This is a genomic window from Herbiconiux sp. 11R-BC, from assembly GCF_049472555.1.
Classification (GTDB): Bacteria; Actinomycetota; Actinomycetes; order Actinomycetales; family Microbacteriaceae; genus Herbiconiux.
This window is the reverse complement of record NZ_JBCEBO010000001.1, coordinates 289,845-310,283: the sequence shown is the minus strand read 5'-3', so window position 1 is coordinate 310,283 and position 20,439 is coordinate 289,845. Positions and strand designations below refer to the sequence as shown.

At 67.8% G+C, this 20,439-nt stretch carries 14 protein-coding genes; 6 read left to right on the top strand and 8 right to left on the bottom strand.

Going from position 1 to position 20,439, the window contains the following annotated elements; all coding sequences use genetic code 11:
* Positions 1 to 2: 2 nt before the first annotated feature.
* On the bottom strand, positions 3 to 914 hold the full coding sequence (locus VD659_RS01385) for an ABC transporter permease (RefSeq protein ID WP_423259351.1): 912 nt from the start codon (positions 912 to 914) through the stop codon (positions 3 to 5).
* 122 nt (positions 915 to 1,036) lie between these two features.
* Entirely contained in the window at positions 1,037 to 3,601 is a 2,565-nt protein-coding gene (locus VD659_RS01380; RefSeq protein ID WP_423259349.1) for a glycosyltransferase, read from the bottom strand.
* 63 nt (positions 3,602 to 3,664) lie between these two features.
* Between VD659_RS01380 and VD659_RS01375 the strand changes: the two genes are divergently transcribed.
* The 6 genes from VD659_RS01375 to VD659_RS01350 all read left to right on the top strand — a co-directional run bounded on the left by VD659_RS01375 (position 3,665) and on the right by VD659_RS01350 (position 11,669).
* Positions 3,665 to 4,186, top strand: coding sequence for a hypothetical protein (locus VD659_RS01375; RefSeq protein ID WP_423259347.1), 522 nt, complete (start codon positions 3,665 to 3,667; stop codon positions 4,184 to 4,186).
* 100 nt (positions 4,187 to 4,286) lie between these two features.
* Positions 4,287 to 4,592 (top strand): hypothetical protein, encoded by a 306-nt coding sequence (locus tag VD659_RS01370; protein ID WP_423259345.1) that lies wholly within the window; start codon positions 4,287 to 4,289, stop codon positions 4,590 to 4,592.
* 5 nt (positions 4,593 to 4,597) lie between these two features.
* Positions 4,598 to 5,407: a rhamnan synthesis F family protein gene (locus VD659_RS01365; protein WP_423259343.1), complete on the top strand. Its 810-nt coding sequence runs from the start codon at positions 4,598 to 4,600 to the stop codon at positions 5,405 to 5,407.
* 3 nt (positions 5,408 to 5,410) lie between these two features.
* Complete coding sequence (locus VD659_RS01360) at positions 5,411 to 7,453, top strand: glycoside hydrolase family 99-like domain-containing protein (protein WP_423259341.1); 2,043 nt, start codon at positions 5,411 to 5,413, stop codon at positions 7,451 to 7,453.
* 181 nt (positions 7,454 to 7,634) lie between these two features.
* Positions 7,635 to 8,741, top strand: coding sequence for a hypothetical protein (locus VD659_RS01355; protein ID WP_423259339.1), 1,107 nt, complete (start codon positions 7,635 to 7,637; stop codon positions 8,739 to 8,741).
* A gap of 240 nt (positions 8,742 to 8,981) precedes the next feature.
* Positions 8,982 to 11,669 carry a hypothetical protein gene (locus VD659_RS01350; RefSeq protein ID WP_423259337.1) on the top strand — a complete coding sequence of 896 codons (2,688 nt, stop codon included), beginning with the start codon at positions 8,982 to 8,984 and terminating at the stop codon, positions 11,667 to 11,669.
* A 4-nt stretch (positions 11,670 to 11,673) separates the two neighbouring features.
* Here VD659_RS01350 and VD659_RS01345 read toward each other — a convergent pair whose 3' ends face one another.
* The 6 genes from VD659_RS01345 to VD659_RS01320 all read right to left on the bottom strand — a co-directional run bounded on the left by VD659_RS01345 (position 11,674) and on the right by VD659_RS01320 (position 20,408).
* Positions 11,674 to 13,398, bottom strand: a complete 1,725-nt coding sequence (locus tag VD659_RS01345) for a hypothetical protein (protein WP_423259336.1) — start codon at positions 13,396 to 13,398, stop codon at positions 11,674 to 11,676.
* 68 nt (positions 13,399 to 13,466) lie between these two features.
* Positions 13,467 to 14,921 (bottom strand): ArnT family glycosyltransferase, encoded by a 1,455-nt coding sequence (locus VD659_RS01340; protein ID WP_423259334.1) that lies wholly within the window; start codon positions 14,919 to 14,921, stop codon positions 13,467 to 13,469.
* The gene (locus tag VD659_RS01335; protein WP_423259332.1) at positions 14,918 to 16,621 is read right to left on the bottom strand and encodes a hypothetical protein; all 1,704 of its coding nucleotides are present in this window, start codon (positions 16,619 to 16,621) and stop codon (positions 14,918 to 14,920) included. Before VD659_RS01335 ends, VD659_RS01340 begins: the two co-directional genes overlap by 4 nt.
* A 58-nt stretch (positions 16,622 to 16,679) precedes the next feature.
* On the bottom strand, positions 16,680 to 18,026 hold the full coding sequence (locus VD659_RS01330; protein ID WP_423259330.1) for a hypothetical protein: 1,347 nt from the start codon (positions 18,024 to 18,026) through the stop codon (positions 16,680 to 16,682).
* On the bottom strand, positions 18,023 to 19,402 hold the full coding sequence (locus VD659_RS01325; RefSeq protein WP_423259328.1) for a hypothetical protein: 1,380 nt from the start codon (positions 19,400 to 19,402) through the stop codon (positions 18,023 to 18,025). Before VD659_RS01325 ends, VD659_RS01330 begins: the two co-directional genes overlap by 4 nt.
* The gene (locus VD659_RS01320; RefSeq protein ID WP_423259326.1) at positions 19,383 to 20,408 is read right to left on the bottom strand and encodes an NAD-dependent epimerase/dehydratase family protein; all 1,026 of its coding nucleotides are present in this window, start codon (positions 20,406 to 20,408) and stop codon (positions 19,383 to 19,385) included. The genes VD659_RS01325 and VD659_RS01320 overlap by 20 nt, the downstream gene beginning before the upstream one ends.
* Positions 20,409 to 20,439 lie beyond the last annotated feature (31 nt).

Here is a 20,439-nt window from a genome sequence, read left to right as displayed (position 1 = left end):
GGTCACAGCTCCTGTGCGAAGTCGCCCTGCAGGCGGCTGAAGACTCGTTGTGCGCCCAAGAGCGCGATGATGCCCACAGCGCCGGCGATCAGCATGCGGAGCGCCAGGTGCGGGAGGGGCACGCCGTGCGAGGCCTCGGACCAGAAGGCCTCCTGGAAGCCGAGCACCGCGAGAGTGATGGGGGAGTTGACGTAGATCTCGAGCAGCCATCCCGGCAGTACCGCCGCAGCCTGCTGCCAGGAGTAGAGGATTGGTGAGGCCCACATGAGAAGCAAGAGCACCACCTCGACGAGGTACTGGATATCACGCAGGTAGACGTTGAGGGCGCCCAGCAGCAGCGCTATCGCCGTGCCCCAGACCAGGATCAGGACCAGCGCGCCGAGCCCGAACATCAGCTGCGGGCCGAAGCTGAGCGTTCCGAGGACCAAGGCGGCGATGATCAGGATGACGAACTGCACGACGAAGTTGAACAGCGCCGACCCGACTGCGGCGAGGGGGAAGATCTCCCGTGGCAGATAGACCTTCTTCACCAGACCCGAGTTCGCGATGATCGACCCTGTGCCGGCACCGACAATCTCGCTGAAGAGCGTGTAGACCGTCAGCCCGGCGAAGATGTAGATGGCGAAGTTCTCGATGCCGCGGGCGGCGCCGAGGAACTGCCCGATGACGATGTAGTAGATGAATAGCTGCGTCAGCGGCTTGGCGAGGCTCCAAAGGAACCCGCCCGCACTGTCTTTGTAGCGCGACTTGAGCTCGCGGCCGGTGAGCAGACGGAGGAGCCTGCGCTGGGCCCAGATCTCACGGACCGACGCGATGGTGCCGCCGATTCCCGGTGTCGATGCGCCGTCGTGCTGCCAGGGCTCCTTCTCGAGGCGTGCAGCCCTGTCTGCGGGGGACTCCAGCGTGATAGCCATTTTTCACGGCCTCCAAGCCACTTTGTCGGGCAGCGGGAATCTGCCGGGATAGAGAATACATGACCGCTCCGCACGCTCCTCCCAGACTCGGCGGAGCGGGAGGAGCAGGCGTCCGGCGGCTTTCAGCCCTTCGCGGCCCGGCTGTGCTGCAGCCGCGAGCGCACCTTGGCTCCGAGCGAGGAGAGCCCGCCGTTCGTCAGGTAGTGCCCTGCGAGGGCGATATCGCGCCGGATGCCGTGCCGCCTCGTGGAGATGGCCTGGAACTTCTCCTCGGCCGTCACCGGGCGGGTGCGGCCCGCGCGGGCCACGTCGAGCGGCGCCGACAGGGAGCCGAGCACGCGGTCGGCGGCGGGGCGCGGGTCGCGCACGAACTCCACCAGGGGGCGCAGCGTCTCGTCCCAGGTGAAGCGCTCGCGCACGCGTGAGACCGCCTGCTGGGCCGCCTTCCGGGCCGGGGCGTCGTACAGCATCGACTCGAGCGCATCCGCCAGCGCGTCGACGTCCCGCTCGGGAACCGAGACGCCGAGGCCCTCCTTCTCGACGAGGTCGCCGAAGCTGTCGCCGCGCGTGGTGACGATCGGCAGGCCGGCCCAGAGGTAGTCGAGGATGCGCGTGCGGAACGAGAAGGTGGTCTCGATGTGGTCGAAGTGGGTGCTCACTCCGACGTCGGCCTCGAGCAGGTAGTTCTGGCGGTCGTCGAGGTCGACCCAGGTGTCGTTGAAGAACACGTTCTTGCCCGTCAGCCCGAGTTCCTCGGCGAGCTGCCGGGTCTTCTGCACGATCGCCATCTCGGGCACATCCGGGTTCGGATGCGCCACGCCCATGAAGAACAGCCGCACGTTCTTGCGGCGCTCGGCGAGCCTTCCGATCGCCCGCACGAGGGTGAGCGTGTCGAACCAGTTGTAGATGCCCCCGCCCCAGATGACGACCTTGTCGGTCTTGCCGATGCCGGGCACCACACCCCGGATGGCGTCGCGCGTGTGCCGCGGGGGAGTCGCGTCGAGTCCGAAGGGGGCGATCGAGATGAGCTGCTCGAGCGAGTCGTCGGCCGCGTAGTTGGCCGGGTTGATACGGCCGAGGGCCGCGAGCTGGCCGAGCCAGAACAGGCGCTGGCGTTCGGAGGCGCAGAGGAAGAAGTCGGCCCGGGCCAGCTGCTGGTTGAGCACCTCGGTGGCCGAGCGCACGATGTTCGTCCATCGTTCGGTGCCGAACTCGCGGCCCTGCTCGAGCTGCTCGAGGTGCATCGGGTCGTAGATGTCGGCGACGATGATCTTCTCCGACTTCTGCAGCGTCGTGAAGTGGTGCAGCGCGTAGCCCTGGAAGAAGATCACGTCGGCCCACTGCTCGTGCACCTTCATCTGGCGCTCGTTCTGCAGCTGCACGTGCTCGACCTCGAAGGCGTCGGAGCTGCGGGCGGCCGCGTTCCAGGTGACCAGGCGCACCTCGTGCTCCGCCGAGAGGGCCTCGCTGATCTTCCAGGCGCGCAGACCCGGCCCGGCCATCTTCTCACCGAGCGAGTCGCCCGTGATCACGAGCACGTGCCGGCGGTCGGTGGAGGACTCGATCTCGAAGGCGTCGACCACCGAGCGGAACCCCGAGAGATAGGAGGAGCCGCCGAGCAGCGGGTGGATCATGTTGCCGAACAGGCGGAAGAGGTCGGCATCCGTGCGCCGCCGGCCGGCCTGGACCTGGTCGCGGGTGACCGAGAGCGATTCCAGGTCCTCGACGAACTGATCGAGCGCGAACAGTCCCGCGAGCGACTCCTTCGACACCGGGGTGGTCTCGTCGAACTCGCCCTCGGCGGTGCTGTCGAAACGCCGGATGTCGAACAGCTGCGAATCGAGGTCGCTCTTGGCGACCGCGCGCCGGGCGAGCAGGGCCATGGCGCCGGGGAGGAACTTCGCCAGGTTCTCGGCCGAGAGGTTCTTGTAGAGGGTGGCGAGGGCGTTGCGCTCGAGCAGGTAGCTCTCGCGGTACGGCCCGAAGCTGCGCATCGAGGCGTGGTGGCGGTGGTAGACCACCGAGGCGGGCGCGAAGCGCACCCGGTAGCCGAGCAGGTTGAGCCGCCAGCCGAGATCGACGTCCTCGTAGAACATGAAGAAGCGCTCGTCGAAGCCGCCCACCTCGGCGAAGGTGGAGGCGCGCACGAAGAGGGCCGAGCCGGTGCCGTAGAGGATGTCGCGGGGCTGGGCGAAGCGCTCGTCGTCGGGCTGGTTCTCGTGGTCCTTGTAGCCCATGCCGAACCAGGTGAGGCTGCCGCCGACGAAGTCGACGACCTTCCCGTCCCAGTCGAGCACCTTGCTGCCCACCGCGGCCACGGCGGGGCTCGCGTCGAACTGCTCGAGGGCTCCATGGATCCAGGACGCGTGCGGCTTGGCGTCGCTGTTGAGGAACGCCACGAACTCGCCCCTCGCCTCGCGGGCGCCGAGGTTCGATCCGCCGGCGAAGCCGAGGTTCACGGCGGACTCGATCACCCGCACCCGCTCGTCGCCGGCGAAGGCGGCGGTGAGCCGGGCGAGGCTGTCGTCGCCCGAGCCGTTCTCCACCACGACGACGTCGAGCTTGCCGGCCGGCCAGTCCACCGCGCCCAGCTGCGAGACGCACTCGATCGTGTCGTCGGCGCCGCGGAAGTTCACGATGACCACCGAGACGACCCCGGGCTGCGCTGCGACCGCTGAATTCTTCACCCGTTCAGCCTATCGTCGGAGCGTCAGCGGGCATCCGGTGGCCTGGTCCTTAGGATCGGGAACATGGCTCCGTCGACTCTCCTCCGCTTCTCCGTCAGCTCCCTCGTCGTGCTCGCCGCGGCCGTCGGCGTCACCGGCTGCGTGGCCGGATCGGGCGGCGCGACCACGACTCCCACGGCGACCGCCAGCTCGACCCCGACCCCCTCGGCCACGCCCACGAAGACCCCCACGAGCACGCCGAAGCCCACCACCCCGGCGCCCACGGCCACCCCCAGCGCGCCCGCAGTGGCCACGGTCTCGGTGCAGATCCTCAACGCGGCCTACGACCCGTCGTCGAGCTCGATCGCGGTGGCGGGAATGGTGACCGACCTCGTGAGCGACTCCGGAGTCTGCACCGCCACGGCGACGCAGGCCGACAAGACCGTCACGGCCCAGGCCCCTGGAATGGCGAACACGGCGGAGACGTACTGCTCCAACCTCTCGATCGCGCTGCCGGCCGGCAGCAGCGGTTCCTGGGCCGTCACCCTCGACTTCGCCGACGCCACCCACTCCGGCACCGCGACCACGACCGTCCAGGCGGGCTGAGCTCCAGCGGGGCGCCCGCTCCGCACCGGGCACTCAGGCGGCTCAGGTCGAACCTGGATACCATGGTGTCGTTTCCCTTGTACGAAAGTGCGGTAGCCGCATGAGCTCACGAATCTCCCCCACGGGCGATGGCGCATCCCTCGCCCCGGCGACCCTCGACGCGCCCGGCGCAGCGGAGCTCCAGAACGAATTGCGCGAGCTCCGGCTCGAAGTGGCCGCGCTGCGCACCCAGCTCGCCCGTCGCTCCGCCGAGGCCGAATCGCACCGCCGCCGCCTCGTCGCGGCCCGCAACGAGGCCGAGCGCTACGCCTCCCAGCTGAGGGCGCTGCGCTCCTCCACCTCGTGGTCGATCACCCGGCCGCTGCGGATGCGCCGGCGAAAAGCACTGAACAACGGCTGGACCTGAGCGGCGTGGCACCGAACGTCCTGGAGCTGGTACTCCCGCGAACCACGATCGAGAGCGATCGCACCACCCTTCCGAAGACGGACCGGGTGGCGGTCGTGGCGAGCTTCGGCACCGGGCCGCAGGTGTCGCTCTCGCTCTCCTGGATGGTGGCGCGCCTCGAGGAGGCCGGCTACAGCGTGGTCGTGGTGCGCGCCTCCGACGACGACACGCCCCTCGACTGGTCCCGCGGCCCGGCGAATCAGGCGATCGTGGTGCGCAAGCCCAACATCGGCTACGACTTCGGCTCCTGGGCGACGGCGCTCGAGCTGTTCCCACAGATCCGCTCGCTGCCCTACGTCATCATCACCAACGACTCCCTCGTGGGGCCGTTCACGAGTCTGGGGCCCATGGTCGCCGACTTCGAGAGCAGCTTCTACGACGTCTGGGGCGGCACCTTCACGGCTCAGTACATGCCGCACCTGCAGAGCTTCCTGCTCGGCTTCCGGAACGGCGTGCTCGAGGATCCGGCCGTCAAGTACTTCTGGCGCAACCTGCCTCCGCAGAGCAAGAAGTTCGACATCATCGACAAGTACGAGCTGGGACTCAGCCGGCTGCTGCAGGGCGAGGGCTTCGTCACGGGCGCCTGGTTCGACTACGAGCTCGTGGTGCACTGGACGCAGAACCCCACCATCTCGGGCTGGCGGGGGCTGCTCGAGCTGGGCTTCCCCTTCGTCAAGCGGGAACTCATCACGAATCCCGCTATTGTTGCTGACGGTTTCGACATTCCGGCTGTCGTCGAAGAGAAGTTCGGCGTGCGGCCGGCGGATTGGCTCTGAGGTTTGAGAAGAATCACGATCGGCGGGGTCAAGCGCCGCACCGGGCGCGCCCTGCGCAGCGTCGGTGAGCGTCTGGCGACCCCTCCCGCGCCGGATCGCAGCGACGAGTTCCCGGCGAGTTTTTCCCGCTGGTCGTACAACCGCAGTGCCCGCCTGAAGGCGATGTATCCCGGCGCCTGGAAGAAGCAGTTCTTCTCCGAGCCCACCAGCGCGCGCATCGCCGCCGTCGTGCACGTCTACTACATCGACCTCCTGCCGCAGATCGTCGAGGCGCTCGCCGGCATGCCGGTGCCGTTCGACCTCATCGTCACCAATGCCTCCGGTCAGGCCCTCGAGATCGACGAGAGCCGGATGCCGCAGCTCGGCCGCCTGCAGGTGCTCGACATCGAGAACCACGGCCGCGACATCCTGCCCCTGATCGCGGTGGTGAACGCGGGTCTTCTCGACCCCTACGAACTCGTCTTCAAGGTGCATACCAAGAAGAGCGTGTGGCGCGAGGAGCACACCGAGTTGAGCGGCTCGGGCGACCAGTGGCGGGAGAGTTTCTTCAGCGAGCTGGTCGGCTCGGTCGACGTCGTCACGCGGGTGCTCAACGAGTTCGCGTCCGACCCGGGCCTCGGCATCCTCACCTCCACCGGCAACGTGCTCGGTCCGGAGTTCTGGGGCGGCGACCGAGACATCGTGGGTGCACTCCTCCGGCGCATCCAGATGGAGCTCGACGAGGACGCCCTGCGTTTCGCCGCCGGCTCGATCTACTGGGTGCGCGGATTCCTGCTGCAGGGGCTGCGTTCGCTCGAGCTCGTGGCGGCCGACTTCGACGAGGAGGCCGGGCAGGTCGACGCCACCACGGCGCACGCGATCGAGCGCATCCTCGGCATCGTGGCCGGCGAGGCCGGCTACGACATCCGCGAGGCCGGGTCGCTCAGCGCCGACGTCGCCGACCCGCAGGCCTACCGGCGTTTCGCGCCCGAGTTCGAGGCCGTGCCGCGGGCGCGTGTCATCCCGTTCTACCTTCCGCAGTTCCACACCTTCCCCGAGAACGACGAGTGGTGGGAGAAGGGCTTCACCGAGTGGTCGAACGTGGCCGCGGGAACGCCGCTCTACCCGGGGCACATCCAGCCCCTGCTGCCCAGCGAACTCGGTTTCTACGACCTGCGGACGCCCGGCGTGCGGGACGCGCAGTTCGAGCTCGCGACCTCGATGGGCATCGAGGGCTTCATGTACTACTACTACTGGTTCGCGGGCAAGAAGCTCATGGAGATGCCGGTCGAAGACCTGCTCGCGAGCGACGCCGACCAGAAGTTCTGCATCATGTGGGCGAACGAGAACTGGACCAGGCGCTGGGACGGCAGCGAGCAGAACGTGCTCATCGCCCAGGACTACGACCGTGTCTCGGCGAAGCAGTTCATCGACGACGTGCTGCCGCTCATCACCGACCCGCGCTACATCCGCATCGACGGCAAACCGGTGATCGCCGTCTACCGCATCACGCAGATCCCCGACCACGTGGCCGTGATCGAGCACTGGCGGGCTGTCGCGGTCGAGGCCGGGCTCCCCGGCCTGACGCTCGTGACCGTGGACGTCGGCACCTCCATGCAGGGGGTCGAGGGCGAGCTCGCCGAGCACGGCCTCGACGCCTACCTCGAGTTCGCGCCGCACAACATGTTCTGGAGCTCGTTGCCGCGCGACCACCGCGGACTCGACGGGCGCTTCCAGGGCAACTTGCTGAGCTACAACGCCATGGCCGAAAAGGCCGAGGAGCGGCTCAACACGGAGGCGCCCGACCACCGCTACCCCGGTGTGATGGTGAATTTCGACAACACCGCACGCCGCCAGTGGCAGCCCGACATGTGGTACGGATCGAACCCGTACACCTTCCGCCGCTGGCTGAACACCACGGTCTCGGCGGTCGCCGACCGCGACCGCGATCAGCGGGTGGTGTTCGTCAACGCCTGGAACGAGTGGGCCGAGGGCGCGGTGCTCGAGCCCTCGCAGCGCTACGGTCGCACCTACCTGCTGGCCGTGCGCGACGTGCTCTACCGCTGAGCGGCCGGTCGCGGGCCGACCGCGAACGCGTTCATGATCGTCACCGAATGTTCGCTTGTGAGGCCGGTTGACGGCTAGCTATCCTACAACCGTCGTCGGGTCGTGCTTCGGAGCTGGTCTGGAGTAGCAAGGCTCGACAGCGGAACCCGCCGGTCTTTCGCTCGAGGTCTATGAATCTGCGATGAAGATCCGCGAGGTGGGGCCGAGCATGTTCCCCTCGGTCTATGGCGGCATGGCCACCGGGAACGAAGCAACTCAGGACATTCTCGAGGTGTATCTCAGCGAGCCCGATCCTGACGTCGAGAAGCAGATCCGAGATCTGGTCGGACTGCCCGCGGAAAAGCTCAGCTTCGAGACCGCGCGGCAGAATCTCAGCGACGCTGAGGCTCTCAACAAGCGGGTCACCGCAGACATCAACGACGGCAAACTCGAGGGAGTGATCACCTGGGGTGTCGTCCGAGACGTGAGCGTCCTCATCGGCTTGAGCGACAAGACAGACGAGCGGGTGGAAGCGTTGAGGGAGGAGTACGGACAGGGCGTGAGCGTGCAGACGGGTCTCACGCCCTCGACCGCAACATCCGGGCGCGCCGACGACTCGCCAGAGTGGTACGGAGGCGACTTCGTCTCGAACAGCACTGGCACGTGCACCACTGCGTTTCCCGTGAAGTGGCAGAGCAACAAGTACATCCTCACGGCGGGTCACTGCTTCGGACTCACAGAGTCCGTCTACAACTACGCCGGATGGCCCATCAATCGGGGATTGAATGGCTACATCGGGGGAATCACCAATCACTCCTTCGGCAACGGCGTGCCCGATGCCGAACTCATAGCCGCAGATGGATCGCGTTCGATCTGGGACGGCGGCACTCTCGGGAGCGGGTTGAACTCTCCCGTGGTGGGTTTCAGCGACCCATGGAACGGTGCTCCGATGTGTCTCAGTGGGGCCTTAGACGGGCAGTACTGCAGCTTCACCGCCAGCAACGTCGGACTACCGGTGACGGTGAACTACGGCAGCGTCACCTATACGGTGTCCAATACCTCGCTGATCACTGGCCCGTCTGTGCAGGCGATCGGCCCCGGCGACAGTGGTGCACCGGTGTTCGGTTCGATCGGCGGTTCGCAACTGGGGTTCGGGATTCTCATCGCGAGTTCGAACGCGGGAGCGGTGCCCTGCTCGAACTGGTCGGCTCAGTACGCCGCTGCCGGAGTCTCGCGCAACTGCAACAGCAGCGGGTACATCACCAACATCGGAGCTGTGCTCAACATGTGGGGCCTCTCGCTCGACTGATCGGTTCGGGAATCGATCGACGGGTTCGGGGCGGCCGCTGATTCAGTGGCGGCCGCCCCGAGCCTGCGAACGATGACCTCACCCGAATGGCGATGACGATCGGACACGCCGATGCGGGGCGACTTCCCGGGCTGCGCCGAGGCGCTACCTAGGATGGAGCCGATGAGGCGACCGGGTGCCCCAGGATTTTCGAACCTGTGATCTGCGCGCACTTCGGCCACGACCGACAGGGGAATCCAGATGCCGCACCGCCAGTCCCGACGAGGCCTTCTCGCCGCCGTGCTGAGTGGGGCGCTGCTGATCTCCGGGCTCAGCTTCGCCACGACGAACGCCGCGGTCGCGGCCGTTCCCGCTGACGCGGCTGCCGCATCCGTTCCGGTCGATGCGGCCGCAGCGTCGACCGCCGTGCCGGCTCTCGCCTCCGTTCCGGCGGCGAACGCGAGTGACTTCGACCCCGGCAACATCATCAGCGACGCCAACTTCTTCAACGGCAACGCCATGTCGGCCGGTGCCGTTCAGAACTTCCTCAACGCCCAGGTCTCGAGCTGCCGATCGGGCTACACCTGCCTGAAGGACTACACGCAGTCGACCTACTCGCGCCCGTCGGACGCGATGTGCAACAGCTACTCGGGCACAGCCAACGAGTCGGCGGCCACCATCATCGCCAAGGTCGGCCAGGCCTGCAACGTGAGCCAGTCGGTGCTGATCGTGCTGCTGCAGAAGGAGCAGTCGCTCATCACCGACTCCTGGCCGAGCCAGAGCCAGTACAACTCGGCCACCGGCTTCGCCTGCCCCGACACCGCGCCGTGCGACGCCGAGTACACCGGGTTCTACAACCAGGTCTACAAGGCGGCCTGGCAGTACAAGCGGTACTCCAACCCGCCGGGCACCTCGGCGTTCTTCAACTGGTTCCCCGTGGGCAAGTACTCCAACGTTCGCTACCACCCGAATGCGGCCTGCGGTTCCTCGCCCGTGCTCATTCAGAACCAGGCCACCGCGGGCCTCTATTACTACACGCCCTACCAGCCGAACGCCGTCGCGATGTCGAACGTCTACGGCGGCCAGAGCGACGGCTGCTCATCGTACGGCAACCGCAACTTCTGGCGGCTGTACACCGACTGGTTCGGTGACCCGCGGGGCGTGAACAACCCCAACGGCGCGTTCGACACGGCGGTGCCGGTTGCGGCCGGTATCCAGGTGACCGGCTGGGCCGTCGACCCCGCGTCGAGCAACCCCGTGGGCGTCACCATCACGGTCGACGGGCAGGCCACCGCGGCCACCGCCGACGTGCGACTGGACTGGATCCCCATCCTCTATCCGAGCGCCGGGCCGAACCACGGTTTCAGCGCGATCGTCGGTGGCGGCCCCGGCACGCATACGGTCTGCGTGTCGAAGTCAAACGGCACCGACCTCGGCTGCAAGACCGTCTCGGTTCCGAACACGACGGCAATGGGCTACCTCGACGTGGCCGACGGCGTCGTGGGCGGCGTGCACATCTCCGGCTGGTCGCTCAACAAGGCGGCGGGGGGCCAGACCTACATCTGGGTCGATGTCGACGGCAGCGGTCAGGCCTTCAAGGTCGACAAGCTGTTGAGCTGGACACCGGTGCTCTACCCGAACGTCGGAAACCTGCACGGCTTCGATCGCATCGTATCGGCTTCGCCGGGCACCCACCGAATCTGTGTCTACGGCTATGCTTCGGTTCTCCTCGCCTGCAAGACCGCATATGTTCCGGCGAACGAGGTCGGGGCGGTCGAATCGGTCACCACCACGCTCGGTGCCATCACGGTCAGCGGCTGGAGCCTCGACAAGCGTTACACGGTTCCCACCTACGTCTGGGTCGACGTCGACGGCTCCGGCAAGGCCGTGTACGCGGCCGACAACTCGGAGACCGCTGGCTCTGCCTGGCCGCCGAACGGCAAACGGCACGGATTCACCACCACGATCGCGGCCAAGCCGGGAAACCACCAAGTCTGCGTCTACGGCACGCTGGAGAATACGTCCTACGGATGCCGCACCGTGACGGTTCAGAACAACGAGGTTGGCTCGTTCGACACGGCCACAGGCGTGTTCGGCGGCGTCAACGTGAGTGGATGGTCGCTCGACCAGACGAAGGCCGATTCGACCTATGTCTGGGTCACCATCGACGGCGGAGGCGGCGGCGCGATCTGGGCCGGAGGCCGGCTCAACTGGATCGAGGCGATGTTCCCCGGCAAGGGCCCCAAACACGGCTTCAGCGGCTTCTTCCCGGCCTCGGCGGGCGTGCACAACGTCTGCGTGATCGGAACCTCGGAGAATGTCTCCTACGGCTGCAAGCAGGTGACGGTACCCTCGACGGGCGCGGCGTCGTGGGACACCCTTACCGCCAGCGATCAGCAGATTAACCTCACCGGCTGGGCCGTCGACCGCAAGTCGAGCGACGCCAAGTACGTCTGGGTGACCGTCGACGGCGTGGGCGGACCGTACATGGCCGGGAAGGGCCTGCCCTGGATCGACGCCTACTTCCCCGGCGTGGGGTCGCGGCACGGATTCGACATCAGCCTCAAGGCCGCGGCCGGCGTGCACACGGTCTGCGTGATCGCGACCTTCGACAACCAGGACCTTGGTTGCCGCACGGTAGACGTACCGTCGACCGGCGCCACGAGCATCGACTCGGTCACCGGGGTCAGCGGCGGCGTGCGCATCACCGGATGGTCGGTCGACCGAAACTCCACCGCCACCACATACATCTGGGTCAACATCGACGGTGTAGGCACTCCCATCGCCGCAGCGAGCAAGCTCGACTGGATCAACGCCTACTTCCCCGGAGTCGGCTCGAACCACGGCATCGACACCACGCTCCCGGCCCGGTCGGGAAGTCACCAGGTCTGCATCACGGCCACCTTCGACAATCGCAACATGGGCTGCACGACCGTCACTGTTCCCTGACCCCTCAGCGGAAGCGCACCGCAGTGGCGGGCCGTGCCCGGCGCGCGAGCAGGATCGGCCCGACGAGAACAAAGACGAGGCCGATGGTCGCCAGCACGGCCGCCGAGATCGACAGTCGGGCGGGCTCTTCGGGCGTGGAGTACTTCAGGAAGTACACCGTCACGAAGGCGGCCGCCTGCACCCCGATGAGAGTGAGGCCGAGTCGTGGTCGGCGCTCGAGCAGCCATGCGAACGGCACGATGGCGAGCACGAGCATCCAGCAGTGCGAGCCCTGGGCCACGATCGTCGCGTTCGCCGAGAAGAGTACTGTGGCCCAGACCGCGATGCACACGAGCATGGCGGCGACCACGAGCAAGCGCTGCCGAGCGATGTCGTCGAGCTCCCGGACGCGCACGAGGTGCAGCACGAGAATGACGATGCCGGCGGCGACCGCGATCGGCCCCAGGGCGAAGAGCGTGCTCGTCCAGTCCTCCACCCGCAGGGCGACGAACGGCCGCGCGCCCGGGCCCGTGAAGCGGTACGCCTCGTCGAGCCCGAAGAGGGTGCCGACATTGGCCAGCCTGTTTCCGATCAGCTCGGAGACGGGCGTGGAGGTGTACTGACGGACGAGCACGTCGACGAAGGAGTCGGGCGTCACAGGCACCCAACCCGCGAGATGCCACTTCAGCAGCCGATCGCCAGGGGGGTCGACGAAACGCTGGTAGGCCGCCCATGGGGCATAGAGCAACAGGCCGCAGGCGGCGCCCCAGGAGATGACGCCGAACGACGGGCGGATGCCGCGGCCGCGCAGGGCGTAGAGACCGATCAGCACGAGCGCGGGGATGGTAAAGGCCGCCGCTCCGTGCGCGAGCACGGCCAGGGTCGCTGCGATGACGGCGAACAGGAACGGCCAGAGCGCTGCCGTGCGATTCTGCCGCACCGCCAGCAGGAAGCCGATCGCGGTGAGCACGAGCCCCGCCGAGAGCATCTTCGGCCAGGTGAATACCGTGTTCACGAGGATCGAGGGGATCATCAGTGAGAAGACGAGTGAGGCGATCGCGATCCAGGAACGGAAGCCGAGAAGCCGCAGCAACACATAACCCGCCGGGATCCAGAGCACTTGGGCGAGCACGTCGGCCGCGAAGGCGGCGCCCATCGGCATCGTGCCGCCGAAGCCCACCACCGCGGCGCCCGAGGCGGCCTGCTGAACGGCCACGAGAGGGCTGAACAAGAGTTCGAAGCCGGTCTGCAAAGGCGGGCGGTCCCCGCCGTTCCAGTCGCCTGTGAGCAGCGTGGTGCTCTGCCCGAGGCTCAGCTTCTGCCCGAACAGCATGGGAATGGTGTTGTCGCTCGGCAGGAGGAAGTGAAAGAAACGACCGGCGACGAGCGAGTACGGGTCGTTCCCCGCCCCCCAGAGGTAGCTGAACGACACGGCGAACAGCAGCCCGCCGGCCATCAAGGCAAGCACGGGCAGCGCCTCCCGCCAGCCGCGCCAGATTCCGCCGCGAACGAAGACCACGGCCGAGGCGATGAGTGTCAAGGAGCACAGCATGAACCCGGCCGGAGGCCAGGCCCACCACGCCAGGAAGGAGAGCCAGGCCGCGAGGGCGAGCCCCACGATTCCGAGCAGCGGGGCGAGCAGCGGTGTGTGCCGCCAGAGCGCGTGCGTGAGGGTCAGCGTCGCGAAGAATATGAGCGCGGCCGGCACGGCGAGCACCGGGATCCAGATGCTGACAACCCACAAGGACATGAGATCTGAACTCTACAGCTGTTGGCGAGCCGGTGAAGACACCCGATCGGGGCGCGGCTTCGCGGATGTCAGCGTGCGGTCTCGGCGGACCTCAGGATGTGCAGTGTCACGTCGTCGAGCTGCACCACATCGAAGTCGGCCGCCCGGGAGTCGAGCAGCGCCGTGACCGCCGGGTCGATCGGGAACCGAGGGGAGTCCTTGGTGGCGACGGCAACGAGCGTCGCGCTCGACGCATCCGTGGTCTCGCGTCCCGCGAAGTAGGGCGAGTACTCCCAGGGCGCCATGCCGGCCACCAGGATGCCGCCGTTCGGGGCTCCGCGATCGTCGAGCGCGGGCACCACGAGTGCCACCCCCGTGGCACGCTCGTTCGCGATGGAGACCGAGGTGTAGGCGCCGCATCCGGCTGCCAGAACGAGCAGGGCGGCGGCCAGGATGCGCGTGGCGGTCGTGCGCGCCCGGTCGCGCGCGTGCGCCACGAGCACCGCGATGCCGATGCCGGCGAGCACGCAGAACAGCCACACCCAGGCGTAGTAGTAGTGGGTGAGGGCGATCGCGGAGACGCCGAGGTAGAAGATCCACAGCAGTGCCACGGCTGCGCCGAGATACAGGGGCAGCTGCCTCCGCCGCGCGAAGAACGCCGCCACGGTGCCGGCGAGCAGCACGACCACCGCGACCACGCCCATCCCGTCGACGGAGAAGAGCAGGTTGGCCCACCACGGCGGATGCGCGTAGACGTCGCCGCCGACCACCACCGGGTGCCCGAGGGTGTCGTGCGTCCGCTGGAAGTCGATCATGTAGCCGATGGCCGAGCGGATGCCGAGGGGCAGGTAGACGAGCACGAAGACCACCGCGAAGATCGCGAGGAACACGACCGCGCCGAGGAGCGCATCCCGCCACCGCTTCTCGAGCACGGGAAGCAGCACGACGACCGGCAGCAGCACGATCGTGGAGAGCTTCGAGGTCACCGAGAGCGCCATCGCCACCGCGGAGAGCGCGAGCCACCACCACGAACGGGTGCGGAACCAGCGCCAAGCCGCGGCCATGCCGGCGATGGCGAAGAACACCATCACGGGTTCGAGAAGCGCGAAGCGGTCGATGCGCACCCCGCTCGACACCCCGTGCGGCAGCACGAGCCAGAACCCGGCGGCGGCGAGGGCCCCGATCCAGCCGAACTCGCGACGCACCCAGAAGTAGATGATTACGCCGGCGAGCACCGTGAGCACGCCCACGAGTACACGGCCGGAGAGTGCGCCCTCGCCGCCGATCACCTGCACCAGGCCGAAGAGGTACTTCGCGGTGGGTGGATGCTCGCGGTTGAGGCTGAAGTCGCCGTGCACGTAGGCCCAGCCGGCCTGCAGGTAGATAGGCTCGTCGGCGTTGTAGTTCGCGGCGCCGAGGTTCCAGAACGACTGGTAGAGGCCCCAGAGCAGCAACGCCAGTCCGGCGGCGAGTTCGACCGGTGGCAGGACTGGCCGGCGCGCCGCGGTCCCGGGCCGCACGTCGGATGCCGGGTTGTGGCTCACTGGCAGAGCCGCACGGCCTGATCGCCCGTGGTCAGGGTGGCCGAGCGGTCGACGACGCTCGTGATCTCGGTTCCGCCCTCGGCGACGGCCACAGCGCGGCTTGCCGCACTCGTGGGGTACTGGATGGTGAGCACGGCGCCGGCCGTCGCGGTCGTGCCGGGCACGGGCGTGGCCACCAGCTGCGTCACTCCGGGGCTCACGGAGGCGGCGCTGTGGGGCTCCACGACCTCGCAGGCCGTCGGTACCGACGCCGGTGTGGTGGACGAGGTCCACTGCATGGTGAGGGAGAGCTCGTCGGCGGTCAGGGTAGCCGGCGGCGCGGGATCGAGCTTTCCGCCGGCGGCCATGGCCTGGAGCTCGCTCCAGCTGACGGTGGGGGCCTGCGCGGGCGAGGGCGCGGCGTCGGAGGCCACGGGGAATCCGTTCAGGCTGAGATAGGCGGCACCGTCCAGGAGCGCCGGGTTGCTGGTCTTCCAGGCGGCGAGATCCCGCGCAGAGGTGTCGAAATGGGCGGCGCCGATGGCCGTCCAGCCGGCGAGCAGGAGCACGATGGTGCCGACGGCGATGCGCGAGCCCGAGGTGAACCGCACGATCGAGGCGACGAAGACGGGGATCGCTGCGATCAGGATGAAGTAGTTGTAGCCACCGTTGGTCGAGTCGGCGAGATCGCGGCTGAGCCGCCCGACGAGGGTGATGACGAGCGAGAGCGTCAGCGCGAGCAGCAGGAACAGGTAAGTGCGCCGTGCCCGTGAGCTGCCCCCGGGCGTCGGTCGGCGAGCGAGGAAGGCGAGCACCCCGAGGGAGCTCACCACGATGATGGCCGTGGTGAACGAGGCATCGATGGGGATGGAGTCGTTGATCGCCTTGTTGAGCAGCCCGAACACGAAGTCGGGGCCGTCGCGGAGCACCTGGCCGAGGTCGTGGGCGCTGTTGTAGCTCGGGATCTTCCAGAGCAGCCGCACGAGCACGAACCAGACCGCGGGGATGAGCACGGTGACGACGCCGAGAACGTAGCGCCCGAGGCTCAGCAGCGCCAGGCCAGCGGCGACGCCCAGCGGGATGTAGGCGGAGCCGCTGAAGTTGCCAAACAGACCTAGCAGCACGATCACGATCCACCACAGCCGATGCGTGGTCCGCGGTGACACGGCCAGGTAGAGCACCCACAGGCCCGCGGCGGTCGCGCCGGTGTACTGGAATTGGCCGGCCCAGGTGAGGGTGCCTACGCCGGCCGCCATGAAGAAGAGAGGGGCGACGGCGGCGAGCGCGATGATGCGAGAGGGGATCACCAGGCGCAGCAGCTTGAACACCGCCAGACCGCCGGCGAGGTGGCAGAGGATCATCGGCAGTGCGTAGAGCGAGTAGCCCCGGAGACCGATGGTGTTGTAGAGCGTCGAGAACCAGAGCTTGGTGAACACGATGGTGTGCTCGTTGTGCGGCGCGATGATCCAGCCCGGAAGACTGGCGCCGACGGGCGGCGCGAGGTAGTCGAACTCGTCGTAAATGAACCATTGGGGCCGCACCTCGACGAAGAGGAAGACGGCGGCGCCGATCATCAGAGCTGCGAGGGCTACGGCGGTGGCCACGTCGGGGCGCACTCGGTGCGTGGCGCGCAGCACGGAATCGCGCGCGCGGAGCACCAGCGCGCCCACGCGTTCGTCGATGCTCACGGTGCGGGGGTCTGCTGCGGATCGGCCACTCATCGCGGTGTTCTCCATCGGTCGTAAGGCGGGAACGTTCGACTCTATCGCTATGCGCCGCTCATCCTGAGAGGATGCGCGCGCACGGGACAGCGAATGTGAAGCCGGCGGGAGCCTCCGGTACGGCGACCGTCGCGCTGGGGTCGGCTTCGCACACGGGGCGGAACCCGGGCACCGAAGTCGTGAGCTCGGGCACTCCGGCCTTGTTCTCCGGCGTTCGGTAGTCCACCACACCGGGAGAGATCAGAAGAGCAGCCACGGCGAGGGCGACCACGACGCCGAGGACCCTCGGGGCGCGGCGTGCGTTCGGCGCCGACAGCCAGCTGTTCACCACCGCCACGATGGAGGTCGCCAGGAGAAGGCTGGGGACCACGAGGTAACGACCGCCGAGGAAGACCTCGACCCCCAGCGGTTGGCGGCCGATCGACACCCAGGTGAGCACGGCCGTGACACCCCAGAACGCCGCCGAGGCGCCGAGGGCGAGCACCGCGAGCCCGGCCCGCCGCCACCGGACACCGATGAAGACCGCCAACGCGACGACCACGGCCCCCGCGATCAGCACGACGGACGTGCGGCCGAGTAATTCATAGAGCCGGGTGGCGTCGCTCGGCCCGAGCAGATCGCCCCAGACCACACGCACGAGATAGGTCGCGAGCTGCGAGCCGGGCTGCAGCTGGGGTTCGCCGCGGTTGCGTTCGGTGCTCAGCGCCATCAGTACCTGAACGACACCGGCGGCGGCGAAGGCGATGCCCACGATGTTCTCGCGCACGCGAGGCATCGCGATCACCCGCGCGACCACGAGCGGCGCGAATGCCAGCGCCAGAGGATCGCTCATCACCGCCGCTGCGACCAGTGCGGAGCCGAAGACGATCCGTGCCGATCCCGGCCCGCTGCGCGCGGAGAGCACCATGAACAGGGCGAAGATGAGGAACCAGTGCGAGTTCGAGACGTTCGTCGCCACCTCCATCGAGCCGATCGGGACGAGGAGCACGAGCAGCCAGAGCAGGAAGCGCAACGGCAGCCGCACACGATCGCGCGTGAACACGAAGGCGGCGCACGCGGTCGTCGACCACACGGCGGCGCCGGCGATGTTCATGGCGAGCCCGAGCTGGGTCGTGGGCACGAACGCGGCCACGATCTGCGCCGCCGTGCGCGGCACGAAGTGCATGTAGCCCGCGTATGGGGTGAACAGGTTGCCGAGGTATCCGGAGCGGAAGGCGCCCTCGAGGAACTGGTTGCCGTCCTCGGACCACAACACGTTCTGCTGCTCGGGAGGAAGCCGGTAGAGCACCACGAGCAGGCCGGCAACGAGCATCCCGCCGCCGACGAGGAGGCGCATGAGCAGGGCGCGGGGCGCGCCGAGCGGCTGACCGAATACCCAGTCGGCGACGCGCGTGCGGCGGCTCACGGCGCCGATCCTTGCACTCCGGGCGCCGTGTGGCCTGTGAGGCGGGCCAGTGAGAGGTCGTAGGCCGCCGGCGTCCACGGCCCCGCGGGCAGGTACCCGCCGTCGACCAGCGCGCGGAGGTCGCCGACGGTGAGGCTGGGAGCGGATGCGGGATCGGGGTACGCGCTGTCGGAGACACGGAGCGCCGGGTCGTGCATGATCGCGATCGAGGCGTTCAGGATGTCCCGGGCGCCGAGCTCGGTGGCCGCCTGCTGCCGGCCCTGCACGAGCATGACGTGGGCGCCGGAGACGGCCAGCGCGGCGAGGCTCGCCACGACCACCCACTCCGCGGCCCGCCGCAGCGAGGCCAGGCGCGTGAACGCCGCACCACCAAGCGGGACGAGCAGCACGGTCGTGAGGTAGATGTACCGCCCGGAGGTCGAGGTGTCGGCGCTGAAATCGATGCGCGACGCCGCTGTCACGATCGCGAACAGCACCGCCGCGGCCGAGAGCCCGACGATCATGGGCATCGCGCTCCACAGGCGACGCGCCGTGAACGCCGCATAGAGGATGAGTGCGGCGAAGATCATCCAGCCGAGGAATGGGACGGGACTCAGACCCTGGAAGCCCCCCACGAGCATCCGCACCGCGAAGGCCGGAACATCGATGAGCACCTTGTCGGCGGAGTCGATGCGCATGCCGGGCGGCATGAAGTACACCGGATGCAGCTTCACGTACGCGTACCAGACCGCGTACACCGCCGCCGATGGCGCGAGGATCAGCACCGCGCGCCAGAACCGCACACGTCGCCAGACCACGAGGCCCACGGCCGCGAGCATCGGCAGAGCGGTGCCCGAGAAGGTGAGGGACACCGCGGTGAGCAGGATGATGCCAGGCGCCCTCCGACGGTAGTTCTCCCGGCTCAGGCCGTCGGCGAGCAGAACGGCGATCAGCCCGATCAGCACCGCGCCGAGGAAGCCCACCTGGAAGGCCCAGAGAACGTTCTCGGCGCCCGCGCCGTACAGGGCGACGACCGCGCCGAGGGCTGTGGCGATCCACGGCGTCACCCGCGCGCGCAACATGATGCGCCACAAGAGGTGCGCGATGCCGAGATGGATGAGGATGGCCGGAACCAGGTAGGGCCAGTAGCTTCCGAGGCCGATGGTCTGCCGAAGCGCCGCGGTGAGCAGCATCGGCGCTGTGCTCCAGTGTCCGAGATGGGGGGTGAGGAAGTCCGTCGACGAGAGTTTGAGGAAGTCCCATTCGTCGTAGAAGAACCACTGACCCCGCGCACAGAAGAGGATCCACACCAGGGCGACGACGAGCGTCGCGTAGTGCGCTGTGCGCGGGGTCAGTACCCGCCGGAGACGGGAGGGGCTAGATGGTGCCGTCGGCAACGGCGTTCTTGATCCACGGGATGACCTCGTCGAGCATGTCGTCGAGGGTCGTGGTGGCCTCGAAGCCGAGCAGCTCCTTGGCCTTCGAGACGTCGGGAACGCGCTTCGCCACGTCGTACTCGAAACCGGGGTCGCTCGTGTAGTTGAACGGCACATCCGGGCCCTTGATCTTGCGCCAGATGGTCTCGGCGAGTTCGAGCACCGAGTGGCCCTCGGCAGTCGAGACGTTGAAGTCGTTGTTCAGCGCCGCCGGGTGGTCGAGCGAGAGCACGATGCCGCGGGCGAGGTCGCCGCCGTAGGTGTAGTGGCGCACCTGCTCACCCGAGCCGAGGATGTGCAGCGGGTCCTGGCCCTTGAGCACCTTCTGCACGAGGTCGGGAACCACGTGGCTCATGGCGAGCTTCACGTTTCCCGAGTCGATCTCGACGTCGCCGAGGGCGCGGCTCTCGCCGATGCCCACGCAGTTGAAGGGGCGCAGGATCGTGTAGGGCAGCTTGTACTGGTCCCAGGCGGCACGGGCGAAGTACTCCACCGCGAGCTTCTGGAAGCCGTAGGAGGACAGCGGCGGCGGAACCTCGCGCTCGTCGCCTTCCTTGGAGGGCCAGCGGTCGGTCGACTCGAAGACCATCGAGCTCGACATGTAGGTCACCTTCTCGAGGCGGCCCTTCTTGTGGGCGGCGATGGCCGCATCCACGCTCGAGGCGATGATGCGCTCGTTCTGCGCCAGCAGGTCGTAGGCGTAGGTGTGGAAGTAGGAGATGCCGCCGATGAGGGCCGCACCCGCGATGAAGTGGTCGCAGTCCTCGAGCAGGCGCGTCATCAGCTCGACGTCCTGCACGTCGCCGATCACGAGTTCGTAGTTCGGGTTGTCGTCGTAGGACTTCTTGACGGGGCCGTACTTGGAGTAGTTGTCGACTCCGACGACCTGGTAGCCCTTCTCGAGGAGCTCTTCGACGATGTAGCCGCCGATGAATCCGGCCGAGCCGGTGACGAGGACCTTCTTCATGCGATCTGTTTCCTTCTGAGTGCGGTGTAGG

What these genes read in the sequence shown, in the direction of transcription:
- VD659_RS01345 (WP_423259336.1), bottom strand. Translation starts at nt 13,398, where the DNA reads ATGTCCTTGTGGGTTGTCAGCATCTGGATCCCGGTGCTCGCCGTGCCG.
- VD659_RS01355 (WP_423259339.1), top strand. Translation starts at nt 7,635, where the DNA reads ATGAAGATCCGCGAGGTGGGGCCGAGCATGTTCCCCTCGGTCTATGGC.
- VD659_RS01320 (WP_423259326.1), bottom strand. Translation starts at nt 20,408, where the DNA reads ATGAAGAAGGTCCTCGTCACCGGCTCGGCCGGATTCATCGGCGGCTAC.
- VD659_RS01375 (WP_423259347.1), top strand. Translation starts at nt 3,665, where the DNA reads ATGGCTCCGTCGACTCTCCTCCGCTTCTCCGTCAGCTCCCTCGTCGTG.
- VD659_RS01385 (WP_423259351.1), bottom strand. Translation starts at nt 914, where the DNA reads ATGGCTATCACGCTGGAGTCCCCCGCAGACAGGGCTGCACGCCTCGAG.
- VD659_RS01370 (WP_423259345.1), top strand. Translation starts at nt 4,287, where the DNA reads ATGAGCTCACGAATCTCCCCCACGGGCGATGGCGCATCCCTCGCCCCG.
- VD659_RS01350 (WP_423259337.1), top strand. Translation starts at nt 8,982, where the DNA reads ATGCCGCACCGCCAGTCCCGACGAGGCCTTCTCGCCGCCGTGCTGAGT.
- VD659_RS01335 (WP_423259332.1), bottom strand. Translation starts at nt 16,621, where the DNA reads ATGAGTGGCCGATCCGCAGCAGACCCCCGCACCGTGAGCATCGACGAA.